Origin of the sequence: Leptospira noumeaensis, assembly GCF_004770765.1 — a bacterium.
Classification (GTDB): domain Bacteria; phylum Spirochaetota; class Leptospiria; order Leptospirales; family Leptospiraceae; genus Leptospira_A; species Leptospira_A noumeaensis.
In genome coordinates this window covers 362,157-376,059 of sequence record NZ_RQFK01000033.1, presented here as the reverse complement: position 1 = coordinate 376,059, position 13,903 = coordinate 362,157, and the positions used below count along the sequence as shown (strand labels likewise).

Here is a 13,903-nt window from a genome sequence, read left to right as displayed (position 1 = left end):
TAGAAACATATACTTACATGACCAATTACTTTTTTAGGTTTTCTCTCTGCTTTCTAGTCCTTGCTTGCCAAGGGAACACAGTTCCCCAATTCCGCGTCCACCCACTTGATTCCAAGATGCGGATTTCGCAGGACATTTTTTATGAAAAAGTCCTCCCCACCATGACGGGAAAAAAATTGATGCTTGCGACAAACCCTTCGGGAATTGGAACGAATCCAAAAAAAATCATCACATCTTTAGAAAAACACAAAATCACACTCGAACATTTAATTGGGCTTGAACATGGGTTTCTTGGATTAGAGGAAGAGTTTAGCCAAACGCCTGTTACTATGGATTCCACCTTTAATCGTCCTTTGTATCATATTTATCGAATCAAAGATTCCGAATTACGAGATTTAGTTAGAGAAGTGGATTATGTTGTTTTTGATGTGCAAGATGTAGGAATGCGTTGTTATACATACCTCAGTGTATTAAAAAGACTGATGGATGCCATGAAGAATACAAAAACAAAACTCATTGTTTTAGATCATATTCATGTTGCCATGCACCTTCCGCCAATGGGTGAAAAAATGAATCCACGCAATTTGAATTTTGCCGGAGAATTTCCATCACTTCTCATCACAGGGATGACCATTGGTGAGGCATCCAGATTTTATAACAAAGAATATTTAAAAGACAGTGTGGATGTGATGGTGGTTCCTGTAGAAGGATATCGCCGAGGAATGTATTTTGAAGATACAGGAATCCCGTGGACCACTCCTTCACCAAACTTACCGATGGTGGACTCGGCTAGAAACTATCTTTCTTTGGTATTACTTGAGGGAGTGAATGTTTCTGTGGGACGAGGCACCCAAGCTCCGTTTGTGTATTTCGGGGCACCTTGGATGACAAACGCAGAGGAATTTGCATCAAAACTTGCTGCTCTAGGAAACAAATCCTATTATTTCTCTCCTGTATATTTTAAACCAACTTTTGGCCCACATAAAGGAAAAATTTGTTCTGGCCTTCGTATGAATTTGGTTCGTCCCGATTATGATCCTATTCAATTAGCTTATGATTTGATAAAACTCATGAAAGAAACCTATCCCAATGATTTTAAGTGGAGCAAAGGTTCTACCAACCATTGGGTAGACCAACTTTGGGGGAATGAACATTTTCGAACTTCCATTAATGAAGGAAAGTCTTTTGCCGACTTTCACAAAACATATTTGGCAGAAGAAGAAAATGAACGGAGTAAAATTGCTCCTTATTTGATCTATTGAGGTGAAAATGAAACGATCTTTAATATTATTTCTTATCTTTCTTGTTACATTCAGTAACTTTGCAACTGAGAAGGAATTAAAAACAATTCCTAAAAGTAAAACAGCCAAAGTATTAAAATCAGTGGCTTATGCGACCATTCGTTCTACTCTCCTTATCTCTTATGTGGAAGGAGAGGAAAAAGAATCTGTTTATACTTCTTGTTCTGAAAATTTTCCAAGTATGCCTGGGGACTTTCCTTGTAATTATTTGGATTATGAAGGCACAACCATGGAAGTGGCTCCGAGTTCTGGTGTGAATGAAGGGGAAGCCACCGAAGGATCAGATCCAGAAGATGTAAATCCTGGCGGAAAGGTAACCATCAAACAGATCAAACAAAAATCTCCGAACCTCAATGGAAAGGTTGTTTTACTTGGAGAAGGCGAAGACCAATTAAAACTATTTTATCAGCCGAAAGGTCAAATTTCCCATTATATCTTTCGCAAAACTCTCGTTATCTTTAAATGGGATGTCTCTCGCTCTGAACCGAGTCTAACAGGATTACTTTTTGTGAATGTGAATCGAGACTTTTTTCCTGAAGAAGTAAAGGAATATACTTTCTAAAATTTTATGCCACTAGTCCAAGGTTATGTTCGAAAAATGTCTCACACAGGAATTTCGCCTGTTTCTTATTTTTGGGAATCAGCGACCTATAATGAGGCGGATAAAAAAGATCTAAAAGTTATAGAGTCCACTTCGACAAGCTCAGTGAACACTTGGATTGGAAAAAAAATCACACTAGCTACGAATGATGAGATCCGTTGTTTGCACTGTGGGAAAAAAACAAAAAAGTCATTTAGCCAAGGTTATTGTTTCACTTGTTTTACAACTTTGGCGGAAAACGATCTTTGTATTTTACGACCAGAAACCTGTCATTTTCACAAAGGAACTTGTAGGGAACCTGATTGGGGTAAAACCAATTGTTTTAAAAAACATACAGTATATTTTGCGAACTCCAGTGGATTAAAAGTAGGGATCACTAAAGAAAATCCTGTATCGAACCGTTGGGTGGACCAAGGGGCAAAATTTGGGATTCCGATTTTGGAAGTAGAATCTCGTAGGGATGCTGGAATTTTGGAACATTTTTTAAGTCAGTTTTTGCCAGACAAAACCACTTGGCAGAAAATGGTAGCAGGAGACCCACCTGACCTGGATTTGGTGCGTGAAGCAAACAAGTTCCTAAACCACCTAGAAAAAAATGAATTTTTTTCTCCCCTTGAAAGTAAATCCAAACTCAATTGGAACAGGTTGGATCTCAGTGGTGGAGTGACAGAAATTAAGTATCCCATTGAAACTTATCCTACTAAAATCAAATCACTCAAACTGACAAAAGACACTGCCATCACAGATACTCTAGTCGGAATCAAAGGCCAGTATCTTCTTTTCCAATCGGGGGTGATCAATATCCGTAGTCTTTCTGGTCTTTGGATTGAAGTATCTACCTAAAAAAATCCAACTCGGTGCTAACCTCTGGACTAACATTCTTTTTGAATGTGATGAGTTTCTGTTAGCTGAAAAACCAGCCGGAATTCCTATACATGAAACCAAAGATCCAAACCGAATGGATTTTACAAGGTTACTGGCAACAAAGCTGGGTGTTTCGGAACTTCGCACTGCCAACCGTTTGGATTTAGGTACGAGTGGGATAGTCCTCCTTGGAAAATCCAATGATAAAAATAAAGAAATCGATGACTTACTGAAAGATTCGGAAAAGGAATATATATTTTTATGCCATGGAATTCCTGAATGGAAAGAGAAACGGTTTGAATGTTTTATAAAAGATGGGAATAAGGAAGTAAAAATCGTGAGGAGTGGGGGAAAAAAAGCCATCACAGAATTTCGAATTCTTTCCACTCATACGAAAGAGAACATTTCTTTTGGAATGGCAAAAATTTTAACCGGCAGAAGGCACCAAATTCGTGTTATGCTCCGTGAATTGGGTTTTCCTGTTCTCGGTGATCCTGTGTATTCATTCAGTAGTGAAACAAAGAAAGAAAAACGAATGTATTTACATTCCTTTCGATTGTGCTTTACCGACTTTCAAGGGAAAAAACAGTGGGTGGAGGCGGAGATTCCAGAGGAGTTTTTGGCCAGAGTTAAGGAACCACTCTCCATCGATATATAGAACCGAATGAAACACGAAGTTTTCCACCATTTCATCCAAGAACAAAAATTATACAAAATCCTTTCTCGTATCACTAAATATGTTTCGATTGGATTTCTCATCATTTATTTGTATTTGTTATTTAGTTCCAGTTATACGGCAAGTCCACTCATCGTGGTCATCAATTACCTAGCCATCCTTACCAGTTTTTCAGGGATCATCACTTTTAAATACTTTGAAATCCCCACTTTACTTTTGGATGTTTTTACACTAGAATCAGCGGCTCCTTTTTTCCAACTGGGTGGTGAGGAACGTCAGTTTGTTTGGAGAAAAGCGGGAAGAGAAGATGTTTTGCCAGCTTCCCCAACGCCGGAACACATCATCAAGGAACTGTATTTGTTTGATCGTTATCCTTGGAAACGAATCGGTAAAATTTACTCGGTTGGATATTTGGTCGTCATCTTAATTTCGATTTTTTACCTTACTTCGGTCTACCTCGAGAACGGATTTCAAAACTAAGAAAGCAATTTTCCTTGTCTTACCGTCTCTCGGTAAAAACCTATCCCTATGGCTTTGAATTGTGGAATTGTAGGTCTCCCGAACGTCGGTAAGTCGACTATTTTTAATGCACTCACTAAGGCAGGAGCACAGGCTGCCAACTATCCGTTTTGTACAATTGAACCCAATACGGGAGTTGTGGAAGTACCGGATGAAAGACTGAACCGTTTGGCAGAAGTGTACAAACCAAAACGTACAGTTCCCACTATGATTGAGTTTGTGGACATCGCCGGCCTTGTGAAAGGGGCAAGCCAAGGGGAAGGACTTGGAAACCAATTTTTATCTCATATCCGTGAAGTGGATGCTATCTGTCATGTGGTTCGCGCTTTTCAAGATGAAAACATAACGCATGTTCATGGGAAAGTTGACCCCATCGAAGACATCACTGTAATCAATTACGAATTAATTTTAGCTGATTTGGATAGTTTAGAAAAACAACAACAACGTGTTGCAAAAACTGCCAAAACCGGAAACAAAGAAGCAGGGGAAATTTTATCTGTGATGGATAAAATCCTCGACGCATTAAAAAAAGGTAATCGCGCCTCCACTGTAGAACTGGGTGATGAAGAAAGTAAAATTGCTAAAAAATTCAACCTGATTACCATCAAGCCAGTGTTATATGTTGCTAATATTTTAGATTCTGATGTGAAAACTAGCGAAAATCCTCTTGTCAAAACCATTATCGATTTTGCTTCGAAAGAAAATGCACCTGTTGTCGTGTTATGTGGTCGATTTGAAGAAGAAATTTCTGGATTGGAAAAAGAGGACCAACTTGCCTTTTTAGAAGAAATCGGTGAAAAAGAATCTGGCCTATCTCGAATGATTCGTGCTTCCTACAAACTTCTTGGTCTTATTACTTTTTTTACTGCTGGTGTGGAAGAGGTTCGGGCCTGGACAACACACCAGGGGAGCACGGGGCCTGTGGCCGCCAGTGTCATCCATTCTGATTTTGAAAAGGGTTATATCCGGGCAGAGGTCATGCGTTACGAAGACATCGACCGCACGGGCGACGGAGCCAAAGTCAAGGACGAGGGAAAACTTCGTGTCGAAGGAAAAGAATACATTGTCCAAGATGGGGACGTGATTTACTTCCGAGTGAATGCATAAAAAAAATCCCGACTTTCGTCGGGATTTTGGAGTGAACTAGTTTGGAAAAGAAAGTATGTTCCTAAAAGTAGGAACGTTTCTCATTTGATTAATGCCTACCGGGGGCAACTTTATTGCATCCGGCTTTAAAAAATTACGATTGTAACATAAAATGATAACGGCCGATTTCTCTGCCAGATTCAAAAATGGCTAGTTCCGGACTGGAATCCAGGGTGATCGGTGAGTCGAACATGGATTGTTTCCCCAGTTTTTGAAGGGTTTCTACCGGAGCTCCGTCCAAGAAGAGCTTTGCGGATAGCCGATCACAGTTGGATGCCTCCACGGAAAGGAAAACTTGGTTTTTTTCGGCGTTGGGTTGGAAAACAAAGTCAAAATCCCTGCCTCCCACCTGTCTGTGGACACGAAATGCGCCACCAGAATTCCCCACGCCGCGTAGAACCAGTTCTGGAGAGACCAAACTGGACTGGGCCAAATCGCTTGTGAGGAGTTTTAATCCGTCTTTGATGAATTGTAAGTAAACCTGTATGGTATTTGTGCCCGAAGGGAGAACGGTTTTTAAGATCCGATCCACCGTAGGTGAGTCCGCATCTTCCCCTTGAGACATGAGGTATAGGGCTTCTTTGAGTTTGAGTCGGTTCATAAATTCATTCGGATCTTTTGGTTCCATAGTATTTATTTCCCCCCGCTAAGGCTTTATTTCCTTTGTAAGGATTTTTTTTATCTTTTCTTTGGCTCGATTGGCCCGAGCGAGGACTGTTCCTAGGGGAACATCGAGGATTTCTGCAATTTCCTTGAATTTGTATCCTTTGAGGCGTAGGATGAGGATTTCTTTGTGAGTATCATCTAAATTTTCGATTAGGTCGTAGAACTCCTTTTTTTCTTCCCAAGCAAAATATACATCTTCTTGGGTTAACCTTTCATCCAAAATATCAATGCTCAAATCCAAAGAAATTCCCTCTCGATATTCATACCGACGAATGGATCTTGTCTGAGACATACTTATATTTTTAGAAATTTCACTTAAATAAACAATAAATGCAGGTAAACTATCTCCTTTGAACTTTCTGAGAAGATGGTAATCATTTTCCGTAAGTTTGAGATACACTTGTTGGGATGTGTCCGTAATTTCTTCTCTAGGAACATAGTGGGCACAAGTACCAATGATGAGTCTATGGAACCTTCTGATGAGCTCTTGCCAGGCCGCTCCTTTTCCGAGAAGGCAACTATCGATTAAATTACGAATCTCATCACTCATAGTTCTTTGATCGATTGGATGGAATTTTTACAGGATGTCAGTACATTTTCTAGTCTTTGGTGAAAATGGTGGGAGCGGAATAATGTTTGTCGAATGTACCTGACGCGTGTTTGGTTGGATTTTGAAAAATTTGTTTGGTCTTTAGTTGTAAACCTTCCGTAGTCACTAAAAAAACCAAAAAATCCCAATATTCTGATTTTCTGATTTGTGTTTGGTATTTCTTCCAAACAAGATTGGAATTCTTTTAGTGAGGTTAGTTTTTCCGGATCAAACTCTGGATCCATTTTCCATTCTTCAAGGAAACTTATAAAATATTTTTTCGATTCTAAATTTTCTTCATTTAAATTTGCGGAAGACCAAGGATTTTGTTTCGAATAATAAAACAATTGATAGGTGTTTTTGTTATGATTTTTCATATCTTGAAGGAGCCTTAAAATTAAGGTTTTCCTTCTGGATTCAGGCATTTCAGAATACAAAACTCGATTGATCGCAAGTGTATACTCTCTTTCTTTTCCTAAAAATAAAACTTCATTGGGTTTATACAAATTAGAAAAGATATAAATGGTTTTTTCCCATTCTTTTCGCAAATCTGTGATGATGGGAATGAGTTCTTCGTTTGAGATTTCTGTTTCTAGGATTTCTAATTTGGGTAAAACAATGAGATCAAAGATTTTTTTCTTAGTTTGTTTTTCGATCTGCACGAATTCCTCTTTGTTTGATTCGGTGCATTGTTTTACTGTGAGGATTGCATCATAAAACGAAATATAACGTAAAATTTCGGTTAGATCTTTGATTTCTACATGATTGCAATTTTTTTGGTAGTATAAAAAATCTTGTTCTTCTTCTGGAGTTTCCATTCGGATCATGTCTCGAGTTTGGATTCCATAAGCCTGGCTGATTAGATTTTGGTGGGCATCGTAAGAATTCCAAACTTCGTCAAAGGATTTTGACTGAGGAAACCACTGAGCCAAAAGTGGAAAAGAAATGCAGGTAAGTAAACTAACAACTTTTTTGAGTGGTTTCAAAAGCCACTCCTTGTTTTGAATTCATAATACATTTTTTCTTCGGAACTTTTTTGAGACAAAATGAACTCTAATAGTTCTTTTTTCTGATTATCATCTAGGAATTCGTGTTTGGTTTTTAAAAACTGCAGAGCCATTTTGCGAAATTCAGAATTTTTTAATTGAGAGATTCTTTCCAGGAGAGGATCCTTCGGTAAAACTGATACCTCTTTCCGTTTTTTTGTTGGAAACGATTTTGGTTCGGAAACCTCAAAATTCTCTACCCTGATAGGTTCTTTCTTCTCTCGTAATAAGACAATACAAAAAAATAAAACGAACAAAACAATTGTTATGGTAATTGGCCTTTTGGTATTCCGTTTTTGTTCTTCCGTTGAAAAGTGGACTAAACTAATTGCTGTTATGATTTCCTTGGAAGAACCGTCATATAAACTTTTTCGAATTTTTCCCAAGGCGCGATGGGAGTTTTTTGACTTTATATATAATTCCCAAAATTTGATTCCAATGGACTTAGCTAAATTTGTTTCTACGGGAAATAAAAAACCTATGACTTCTTTTGCTCCGGCATTTAAAAAACTAGTGGTAAGTCCTGTTTGTTCGATGGAATCAAAAGAAGAATGACAACTATTAAAAAACACCAATTCTAAATTAGAAAATGAATGTCCGGCTATTTCTTTGGTATAAAGAAAATCATTGGCACCTATTGGGATTCCTTTTTTTTCCGTGTGGCCCGCATAATGTAAATACCTTACAGAACCTATTTCTTCAAGTAAACTGACTCTTGTTAAGTGAGCGTCTTTCAGAATTCGAAGGTTTAATTTTGTTTCTAAAATGGGGAATAGTTTGGAACATTCTTCATTGACTGTTGCAATCAGATTTGATTTTACAGGATTACAGACGAGTAAAATGGAATTGTTTTTGTTTGTATTTTCTTTTTGGATGGTATCAATTCGTATCCCACGCCTATAATTTTCATCTTGGAATAAAAATCCTTTTTGTGTACGTAGAATTTCCCAAGGGATAGGAGAAAATTCTGGATCAATGAGAAGTTGGATGGAACCAGTCAGTTTTGGATTTCGCCAAAAAGGGAGTGTCCTTCCAAATACAATTTGTTCTAAATTATCTGCTTTTTTCCCCAGTTTTTCTAGGAATTCTTCTTTGGAAGGATTTTGTGCCAGTACCCTTTCTACAAACTGTGCCCAGTCTTTTTGGAATTCATTTAAAACTTTTCCAGAAAACTTCGTGGTTCGTTCCACAGTTCCCAAATCATCTTGTTTTTCTTCCCAAATGCATTCCCCATCTGTAAATTCATCTCTGGAATATTTAGCAATGATTCGTAATTTCATAAAACAGATTTACTGAAACTTTTGGATGAGTTCCCTTGAGGCCAGGAGAAGTGAGTTTATATCTTCCTCGGTTGTGAAATATCCCGTAGAGATTCTGATGGAACGTAAAGCTTCTTCTTTTGTATAACCCATATGAAGGAGAGATTTGGATGCTTCTCTAGCTCTTGATTTGCAAGAACTACCTGTGGATACCAATATTCCTTTTTCTTCCATTCCTAATAAAAAGAAGTCCACTTCCTCTATGGGTAAAATCAGAAACGTTGTATTCGGAAGTCTTTTGGAATCTTTCGCAATGATGGTGCAACCTAAGTTTTCCAATTCGTTTTCGATTTGAGATCTGTAAGTTAAGAGACGTTTGTTTTTTTCTTCTAAGTTTTCTTTTTGGAATTCAGAAACTTTGCGCATGGATTCAATCGCAAATGTATTTTCTGTTCCCGCTCTGTGGTCGTTTTCTTGGTTCCCACCACCAAACACTCGAAAGTCGGGATGGACTTTTGGTAGGTAAGTGACAGCGGCGCCCATTCCCGCTCCAATTTTATGTCCAGAAAAAGTATAACCATCAAACAAACCAAATGGTACATCGATTTTTCCAAATCCTTGCATCAGATCACTGTAAAACAATTGCCCAAATTCTTTTGTGAGTTTCTTAATTTCTTCAGCGGGTTGGATCACTCCTGTTTCATTTCCTGCATACAGGCAAATCACAGGTCTTGGATTTAATTTTAATTTTTCCTGTAAGTTTTGTAAATGGATGATCCCCGTTTTGTCAGTGGAGAGGACGTCTTGTGAAAATCCAAAAGATTCTAAAGCCGCATACAAACTGGAATGTTCAAAAGGCGAAACAATCACAGAATCTAAATTTGGGTAAAGGATTCTTAAACTTTGGATGAGTAAGTAGTTTGCTTCTGTTCCCGTTGCCGAAAAAACAAATTGTTTTTCTTCCCCATTTGTGATGGATGCAAAATACTTTCGAGATTGTTCTATTTTTCCTTGGTTTTTTAAGGAATAACGAGTGATACCCGATGGATTATAGAATCCAGAAAGATAAGTTGCCAAACAGGATTCCAAAATTTCTGCAAAAGGTGGGTGAGTGGCATTGTAATCAAAATATTTTATATCATTCGTTAAAGGGGATTTCATCGGCTTCTTCATACCGGCCCAGTTTGCGAAGGACGGATCTTGTTAGTTTGCGATACGATTTCAAAATATCGTCTTTTTTACCACCTACACTGCGTTCATCGACATTACGTAGTTTTGGTTTTAAGGCATCTAAAATCACTAAACTTTTTGAGTTTTCTTTGAGTTTGTGATAGGATTCTGCTTCTCTCATTTTCGATTCAAATTCATGAACAAGAAGTGCCGGTACATTGATGTCTTCAATTTCAGAGGCGAGTTGGATGTTTGCCGCTTCCTTAAATTCAGATGCCGCACGTTTGTAATAAATTCCTTCTTCTGATCCTAGTTGGAAAAATAACTCGGCCCTGCGGAATTTGAATTTTAAGTATTCTCTTTCATCGGCCCCGACAAAATAAAGGATCCGTTCATAAATATCATCCATTTCTCTCGGTGAAAAGTTTTTCATTCCGGTAAGTAGGATTTGTCTGAGTAGTGATTCTAAGTAGTCATTTGCAGATACTTCGGGAAAATCACTTCGTTTGATGGAAGAAAGAACCACACTTCGTTTTTGAACCGCACTGAGTCCACTCGGAACTTTTTCTAAATCGGTGAGTTTTTTTAGGACAAAGTTTTCTGTTTCCAACATATGGGTTTTATAACCAAGAAGGATCTCACTCGGCCTACAACTCGCCCAGGCCACCGATTCAATTTTTTTAGGAGCAATCAGTTCTGGCCCTGAGAAACGTAACGCGCGTTTGTAGTAGTCAAGTGCAGTGAGAACGGCGTCGATATGAGAATTCCAATAAATTTTCGGACTTGGGCCGAGGGTGAGTTCTCCTTGGGGAGCCATTTTTTGAAAGAGGGGAGATCCCCATTCACTTGCTTTTTCTCTCCAAGTGAGTTCTAAAAAATGATCCTCAACATGTTCTTTACTGCGAAAGTACAAACATGCTTTTTCCATTAGGTTTAAGTCTAACGGCAAGATGGTGCCCTTACCACCATCCTCGGAACTAAAGAATTGGCCTATGGTTTGGAGGACATCAGTTCCCCCTTCCTTTCTACCTTCGAGAACCGCATCTCCTTTGGCGATGAGTTGGTGTGCAATCCGAGGATTGGGATAACCAAAAAACGAATTGTAGGCGAGGGTGAATTTGGCTAGGAGATTGTCCTTGTTTCTCAGAATCCATGGGAAAGTGATTGCCCACACGATGAGAACAGCCAGGATGTATTTTAAATTTTCTCGGAAGATTTGGTTCAAGGATTGTCCCTGTTCCCGATCTTTGCCGGAATCTACTGATGTTTCAAGCAATTAAAACTTTAAACCGCCCCTTCGTCTTTGTTTTCTTTTGTTTTCTTTCACTTTCTCTGTTTGCCACTGAGTCTGGGTCAAGATCCAAAGAATGTTCCGCATTAGAACCGGGCGTGCCGGCAGAGTTCCTTCTTTCACGCGGCTTACGCGAACAAGTGGATGGATTTCAGGCGAGCCAACGTCGGAAACCAGAAGAATCCAAACTTTCCTTTGAACGTTCGGTTTCCTTCCTGGATTCTTACCATCTCTGTTTGAAAGAAGTGGGAAAAGAACCCAGTGCTCTCAGTGCAGAAACCTTGGCCTTAAATTATTTGGAACTTGGAAGTTTGGAGAAAGCTTGGGAATGGTCAGAAATTGCGGTAAACAAATCACAGGATGTTTCCAAAGACCAAGTCCTTTTGCAAACCAGGATTCGAATTCGCCAGGGTGAGCTTGCCAAAGCATCAGAAGTATTAGAAAACTCCCTACATCAATTTCCAAACGATCCAGACTTTTTATACTTACTTGGTAATATCAACTTTGAACGGAAACTTTGGAACCAGTCCATTTTGTATTATACTGCTCTTTCTTTTGTGATCGAAAGAAGGGACACTCATTCCAAGTACAAGTATCTTACTGCCAAAGCACTGGGTGAACTCAATTATAAATTAGACCATCCAAAAATCGCAATCAAACGATATCAGGAATACACTGTCGGTTATAAAAACGATATGGAAGTATTGTTTCGACTAGCTCAAATTTATTTTGTGTTAGGTGATTTTAAACATTGCCGGATGTATCTAGAACAAATTCGTGAAAAAAATCCAAGAGACATTGATGCTTCGCATATGCTTGCTGAAATTTATTTTATGGATTCTCGGGACATGGCCCCCGTTTACTTTGCCACTCTAAAAAAAGAGAAAAAAATTCCGAAAGAGGGAATTGTTTTTTTATTAGATAAACTGATTTCAGGATCAAAAACAGGACTGGAAACCAAACTAAGATCTTATATCCAAGAAAACCCAGGAAGACTTTCTCCTCGGATTGCTCTTTTGGAACTCGCAGAAAAAGAAAAACTCGCCGATTATGAAATTCTAAATGCAGAAACAGCCCAGTATGCTTATGAATACAGACAATACCTAACAGCAGAAAAAATTCTTAAGTCGGGACTTTCTAAACTAGAATCTAAAGAAAATGTTGGGGAAGAAAAATCTTTGTATTATGAAAAGATTTCTTCCTGCCAAGAGATGTTAGGCCTCTGGAACCATTCCATAAAGTCCACAAAAGAGTCCTTGCGACTAACAAAGGAAACGGAGAAAAGTTTTCGATTGCGATTTCGTTTGGCTTATTTGTATCTTCAAGGAAATTTAAAAAAAGAATCAGAATCTGTTTCCATTTTATCTGAAACCATAAAAGAAAATCCAAATCCAACTCATTATTATTTGAGAGGCCTTGCCTATTTCCAACTTTCTAAATACAAAGAAAGTGTGAATGATTTTACAGAAGCCATTAAAATGGATCCGAAAAATTTTAATTATTATTTTTATCGTGCCACGGCTTATGATAAATTAAAACAATTCAGTGATACAGAATCAGATTTAAAAACCACAATCTCTTTGAATCCCAATGCTTCGAATGCAATGAATTATTTGGGTTATTTGTATGCAGAAAAGGATATCAATCCAGAAGAAGCATCAAAACTTTTAAACCAAGCAATTTCCATTGAACCAGACAATCCTGCTTACCAAGATAGTTTGGGTTGGGTGTTGTATAGAAAAAAAGATTTTAATCGCGCTCTTCTCCATTTAAACTTTGCGGCCTCTTTGGCACTGGAGAGAGGGTTTGAAGATCCGGTGATCTATGAACATTTAGGTGATGTGTATTTGGCAAAAAAAGATCCCGTAAATGCATTACAGTTCTTTAAACTTTCTGAATCAAAATTAAAAGCAGAACAAAGTAAAGACCTCTTAGCAAAAATCAAAAAACTGCAAAAGGAAATTTCTGAATGAAAGAAATCGTAAGTCTCCTATTTACTTTATCATTTTTCCTTTCTTGTATTTCACAAGAAGTAGAAGATCCTAATTTTATTGGTCGTGACAAAGGAAAATACATTTCTGCAAAAGAGGGAGAATCCAAATCTCTTTTGAAAGAAATTTTAGGAAAACAAACTGATTTTCAGAGTTTTAGGTCAGAGTTTTCTATGCAAATCCAAACCTTTGTCCCTAAAAAAGACAATGTTTCTTTGGATGGAAAGATATACTTTTCCAAAGAATCCAAACAGATTAAAATCCAATTGATGGATACATTTTTTGGACTCGTGTTTACAGAACTCATTGCCGATCCAAACCAAATCCAAATCAAACCAACCAGTTCAAAAGAAATCCAAACTTTGCCTATGGGAGACATACTCATAGAGGATCCAAATACAAAGAAAAAATTTGCAATTCCTTTCCCTGTAATTTACGAATACCTTACAGGAACTTATGTGAATGAAATTCAAAATCCCAAAGCAAAATTCAATACATCAGATTCTCGGATTGCCCTGACCAAACCAGATGGGGAATATGAATATTTTTTTAAAGAAGGGAATTTAGACCGGTTGGAACTTTCTAGTACCAAACGTGGGTTAAAGGCAATTGCTCTTGTGAAAACCAAACCAGAACAAATTCATCCGCCAAAAGAAATTTTAACCAAGGTCATTAGTTTGGATACAGAAAAGGAAAATGTCCTCATTCAAATTAAGTTAAAAAAATCCCAAATGACGGAACCGCCAGCAAATACCTTTCGGTTTTAGATGGTAAAATTTTATTC

General features: G+C 38.0%; 14 protein-coding genes. 8 read left to right on the top strand and 6 right to left on the bottom strand.

What is annotated here, in order from left to right; all coding sequences use genetic code 11:
* The first annotated feature begins 17 nt into the window (after positions 1 to 17).
* The 6 genes from EHQ24_RS18600 to ychF are packed head-to-tail and all read left to right on the top strand — an operon-like array spanning position 18 to position 5,068.
* Positions 18 to 1,262, top strand: coding sequence for an exo-beta-N-acetylmuramidase NamZ family protein (locus tag EHQ24_RS18600; protein ID WP_135603082.1), 1,245 nt, complete (start codon positions 18 to 20; stop codon positions 1,260 to 1,262).
* A 7-nt stretch (positions 1,263 to 1,269) separates the two neighbouring features.
* Positions 1,270 to 1,863, top strand: a complete 594-nt coding sequence (locus EHQ24_RS18595) for an LIC_11883 family protein (protein WP_135603081.1) — start codon at positions 1,270 to 1,272, stop codon at positions 1,861 to 1,863.
* A gap of 6 nt (positions 1,864 to 1,869) precedes the next feature.
* Complete coding sequence (locus tag EHQ24_RS18590; protein ID WP_135603080.1) at positions 1,870 to 2,745, top strand: DUF2797 domain-containing protein; 876 nt, start codon at positions 1,870 to 1,872, stop codon at positions 2,743 to 2,745.
* Positions 2,729 to 3,424 (top strand): RluA family pseudouridine synthase, encoded by a 696-nt coding sequence (locus EHQ24_RS18585; RefSeq protein WP_135603079.1) that lies wholly within the window; start codon positions 2,729 to 2,731, stop codon positions 3,422 to 3,424. Before EHQ24_RS18590 ends, EHQ24_RS18585 begins: the two co-directional genes overlap by 17 nt.
* A 6-nt stretch (positions 3,425 to 3,430) precedes the next feature.
* Positions 3,431 to 3,922, top strand: coding sequence for a hypothetical protein (locus tag EHQ24_RS18580; RefSeq protein WP_135603078.1), 492 nt, complete (start codon positions 3,431 to 3,433; stop codon positions 3,920 to 3,922).
* Between the two features lie 48 nt (positions 3,923 to 3,970).
* Positions 3,971 to 5,068 carry a redox-regulated ATPase YchF gene (gene ychF / locus EHQ24_RS18575; RefSeq protein ID WP_135603077.1) on the top strand — a complete coding sequence of 366 codons (1,098 nt, stop codon included), beginning with the start codon at positions 3,971 to 3,973 and terminating at the stop codon, positions 5,066 to 5,068.
* A 133-nt stretch (positions 5,069 to 5,201) separates the two neighbouring features.
* Here ychF and EHQ24_RS18570 read toward each other — a convergent pair whose 3' ends face one another.
* The 6 genes from EHQ24_RS18570 to EHQ24_RS18545 form a co-directional block, all read right to left on the bottom strand.
* The gene (locus tag EHQ24_RS18570; protein ID WP_135603076.1) at positions 5,202 to 5,735 is read right to left on the bottom strand and encodes a hypothetical protein; all 534 of its coding nucleotides are present in this window, start codon (positions 5,733 to 5,735) and stop codon (positions 5,202 to 5,204) included.
* An 18-nt stretch (positions 5,736 to 5,753) separates the two neighbouring features.
* Complete coding sequence (locus tag EHQ24_RS18565) at positions 5,754 to 6,323, bottom strand: RNA polymerase sigma factor (RefSeq protein ID WP_135603075.1); 570 nt, start codon at positions 6,321 to 6,323, stop codon at positions 5,754 to 5,756.
* Entirely contained in the window at positions 6,320 to 7,189 is an 870-nt protein-coding gene (locus tag EHQ24_RS18560) for a hypothetical protein (RefSeq protein ID WP_135603134.1), read from the bottom strand. Before EHQ24_RS18560 ends, EHQ24_RS18565 begins: the two co-directional genes overlap by 4 nt.
* Positions 7,190 to 7,344: 155 nt before the next feature.
* The gene (locus EHQ24_RS18555) at positions 7,345 to 8,688 is read right to left on the bottom strand and encodes a CHAT domain-containing protein (RefSeq protein WP_135603074.1); all 1,344 of its coding nucleotides are present in this window, start codon (positions 8,686 to 8,688) and stop codon (positions 7,345 to 7,347) included.
* A 9-nt stretch (positions 8,689 to 8,697) separates the two neighbouring features.
* Positions 8,698 to 9,828, bottom strand: a complete 1,131-nt coding sequence (locus EHQ24_RS18550; RefSeq protein ID WP_135603073.1) for a cysteine desulfurase family protein — start codon at positions 9,826 to 9,828, stop codon at positions 8,698 to 8,700.
* The gene (locus EHQ24_RS18545; protein WP_135603072.1) at positions 9,806 to 11,062 is read right to left on the bottom strand and encodes a hypothetical protein; all 1,257 of its coding nucleotides are present in this window, start codon (positions 11,060 to 11,062) and stop codon (positions 9,806 to 9,808) included. The genes EHQ24_RS18550 and EHQ24_RS18545 overlap by 23 nt, the downstream gene beginning before the upstream one ends.
* Before the next feature lie 38 nt (positions 11,063 to 11,100).
* Between EHQ24_RS18545 and EHQ24_RS18540 the strand changes: the two genes are divergently transcribed.
* Together EHQ24_RS18540 and EHQ24_RS18535 are read left to right on the top strand one after the other, a co-directional pair.
* Positions 11,101 to 13,101 carry a tetratricopeptide repeat protein gene (locus EHQ24_RS18540; RefSeq protein ID WP_135603071.1) on the top strand — a complete coding sequence of 667 codons (2,001 nt, stop codon included), beginning with the start codon at positions 11,101 to 11,103 and terminating at the stop codon, positions 13,099 to 13,101.
* Positions 13,098 to 13,886, top strand: a complete 789-nt coding sequence (locus EHQ24_RS18535) for a hypothetical protein (RefSeq protein WP_135603070.1) — start codon at positions 13,098 to 13,100, stop codon at positions 13,884 to 13,886. The genes EHQ24_RS18540 and EHQ24_RS18535 overlap by 4 nt, the downstream gene beginning before the upstream one ends.
* Positions 13,887 to 13,903 lie beyond the last annotated feature (17 nt).

Bases quoted from the DNA above. Each gene is read 5' to 3' on its own strand.
- EHQ24_RS18565 (WP_135603075.1), bottom strand. From the start codon at position 6,323: ATGAGTGATGAGATTCGTAATTTAATCGATAGTTGCCTTCTCGGAAAA.
- EHQ24_RS18590 (WP_135603080.1), top strand. From the start codon at position 1,870: ATGCCACTAGTCCAAGGTTATGTTCGAAAAATGTCTCACACAGGAATT.
- ychF (WP_135603077.1), top strand. From the start codon at position 3,971: ATGGCTTTGAATTGTGGAATTGTAGGTCTCCCGAACGTCGGTAAGTCG.
- EHQ24_RS18580 (WP_135603078.1), top strand. From the start codon at position 3,431: ATGAAACACGAAGTTTTCCACCATTTCATCCAAGAACAAAAATTATAC.
- EHQ24_RS18570 (WP_135603076.1), bottom strand. From the start codon at position 5,735: ATGGAACCAAAAGATCCGAATGAATTTATGAACCGACTCAAACTCAAA.
- EHQ24_RS18595 (WP_135603081.1), top strand. From the start codon at position 1,270: ATGAAACGATCTTTAATATTATTTCTTATCTTTCTTGTTACATTCAGT.
- EHQ24_RS18540 (WP_135603071.1), top strand. From the start codon at position 11,101: ATGTTTCAAGCAATTAAAACTTTAAACCGCCCCTTCGTCTTTGTTTTC.
- EHQ24_RS18600 (WP_135603082.1), top strand. From the start codon at position 18: ATGACCAATTACTTTTTTAGGTTTTCTCTCTGCTTTCTAGTCCTTGCT.
- EHQ24_RS18555 (WP_135603074.1), bottom strand. From the start codon at position 8,688: ATGAAATTACGAATCATTGCTAAATATTCCAGAGATGAATTTACAGAT.
- EHQ24_RS18550 (WP_135603073.1), bottom strand. From the start codon at position 9,828: ATGAAATCCCCTTTAACGAATGATATAAAATATTTTGATTACAATGCC.
- EHQ24_RS18535 (WP_135603070.1), top strand. From the start codon at position 13,098: ATGAAAGAAATCGTAAGTCTCCTATTTACTTTATCATTTTTCCTTTCT.
- EHQ24_RS18560 (WP_135603134.1), bottom strand. From the start codon at position 7,189: ATGATCCGAATGGAAACTCCAGAAGAAGAACAAGATTTTTTATACTAC.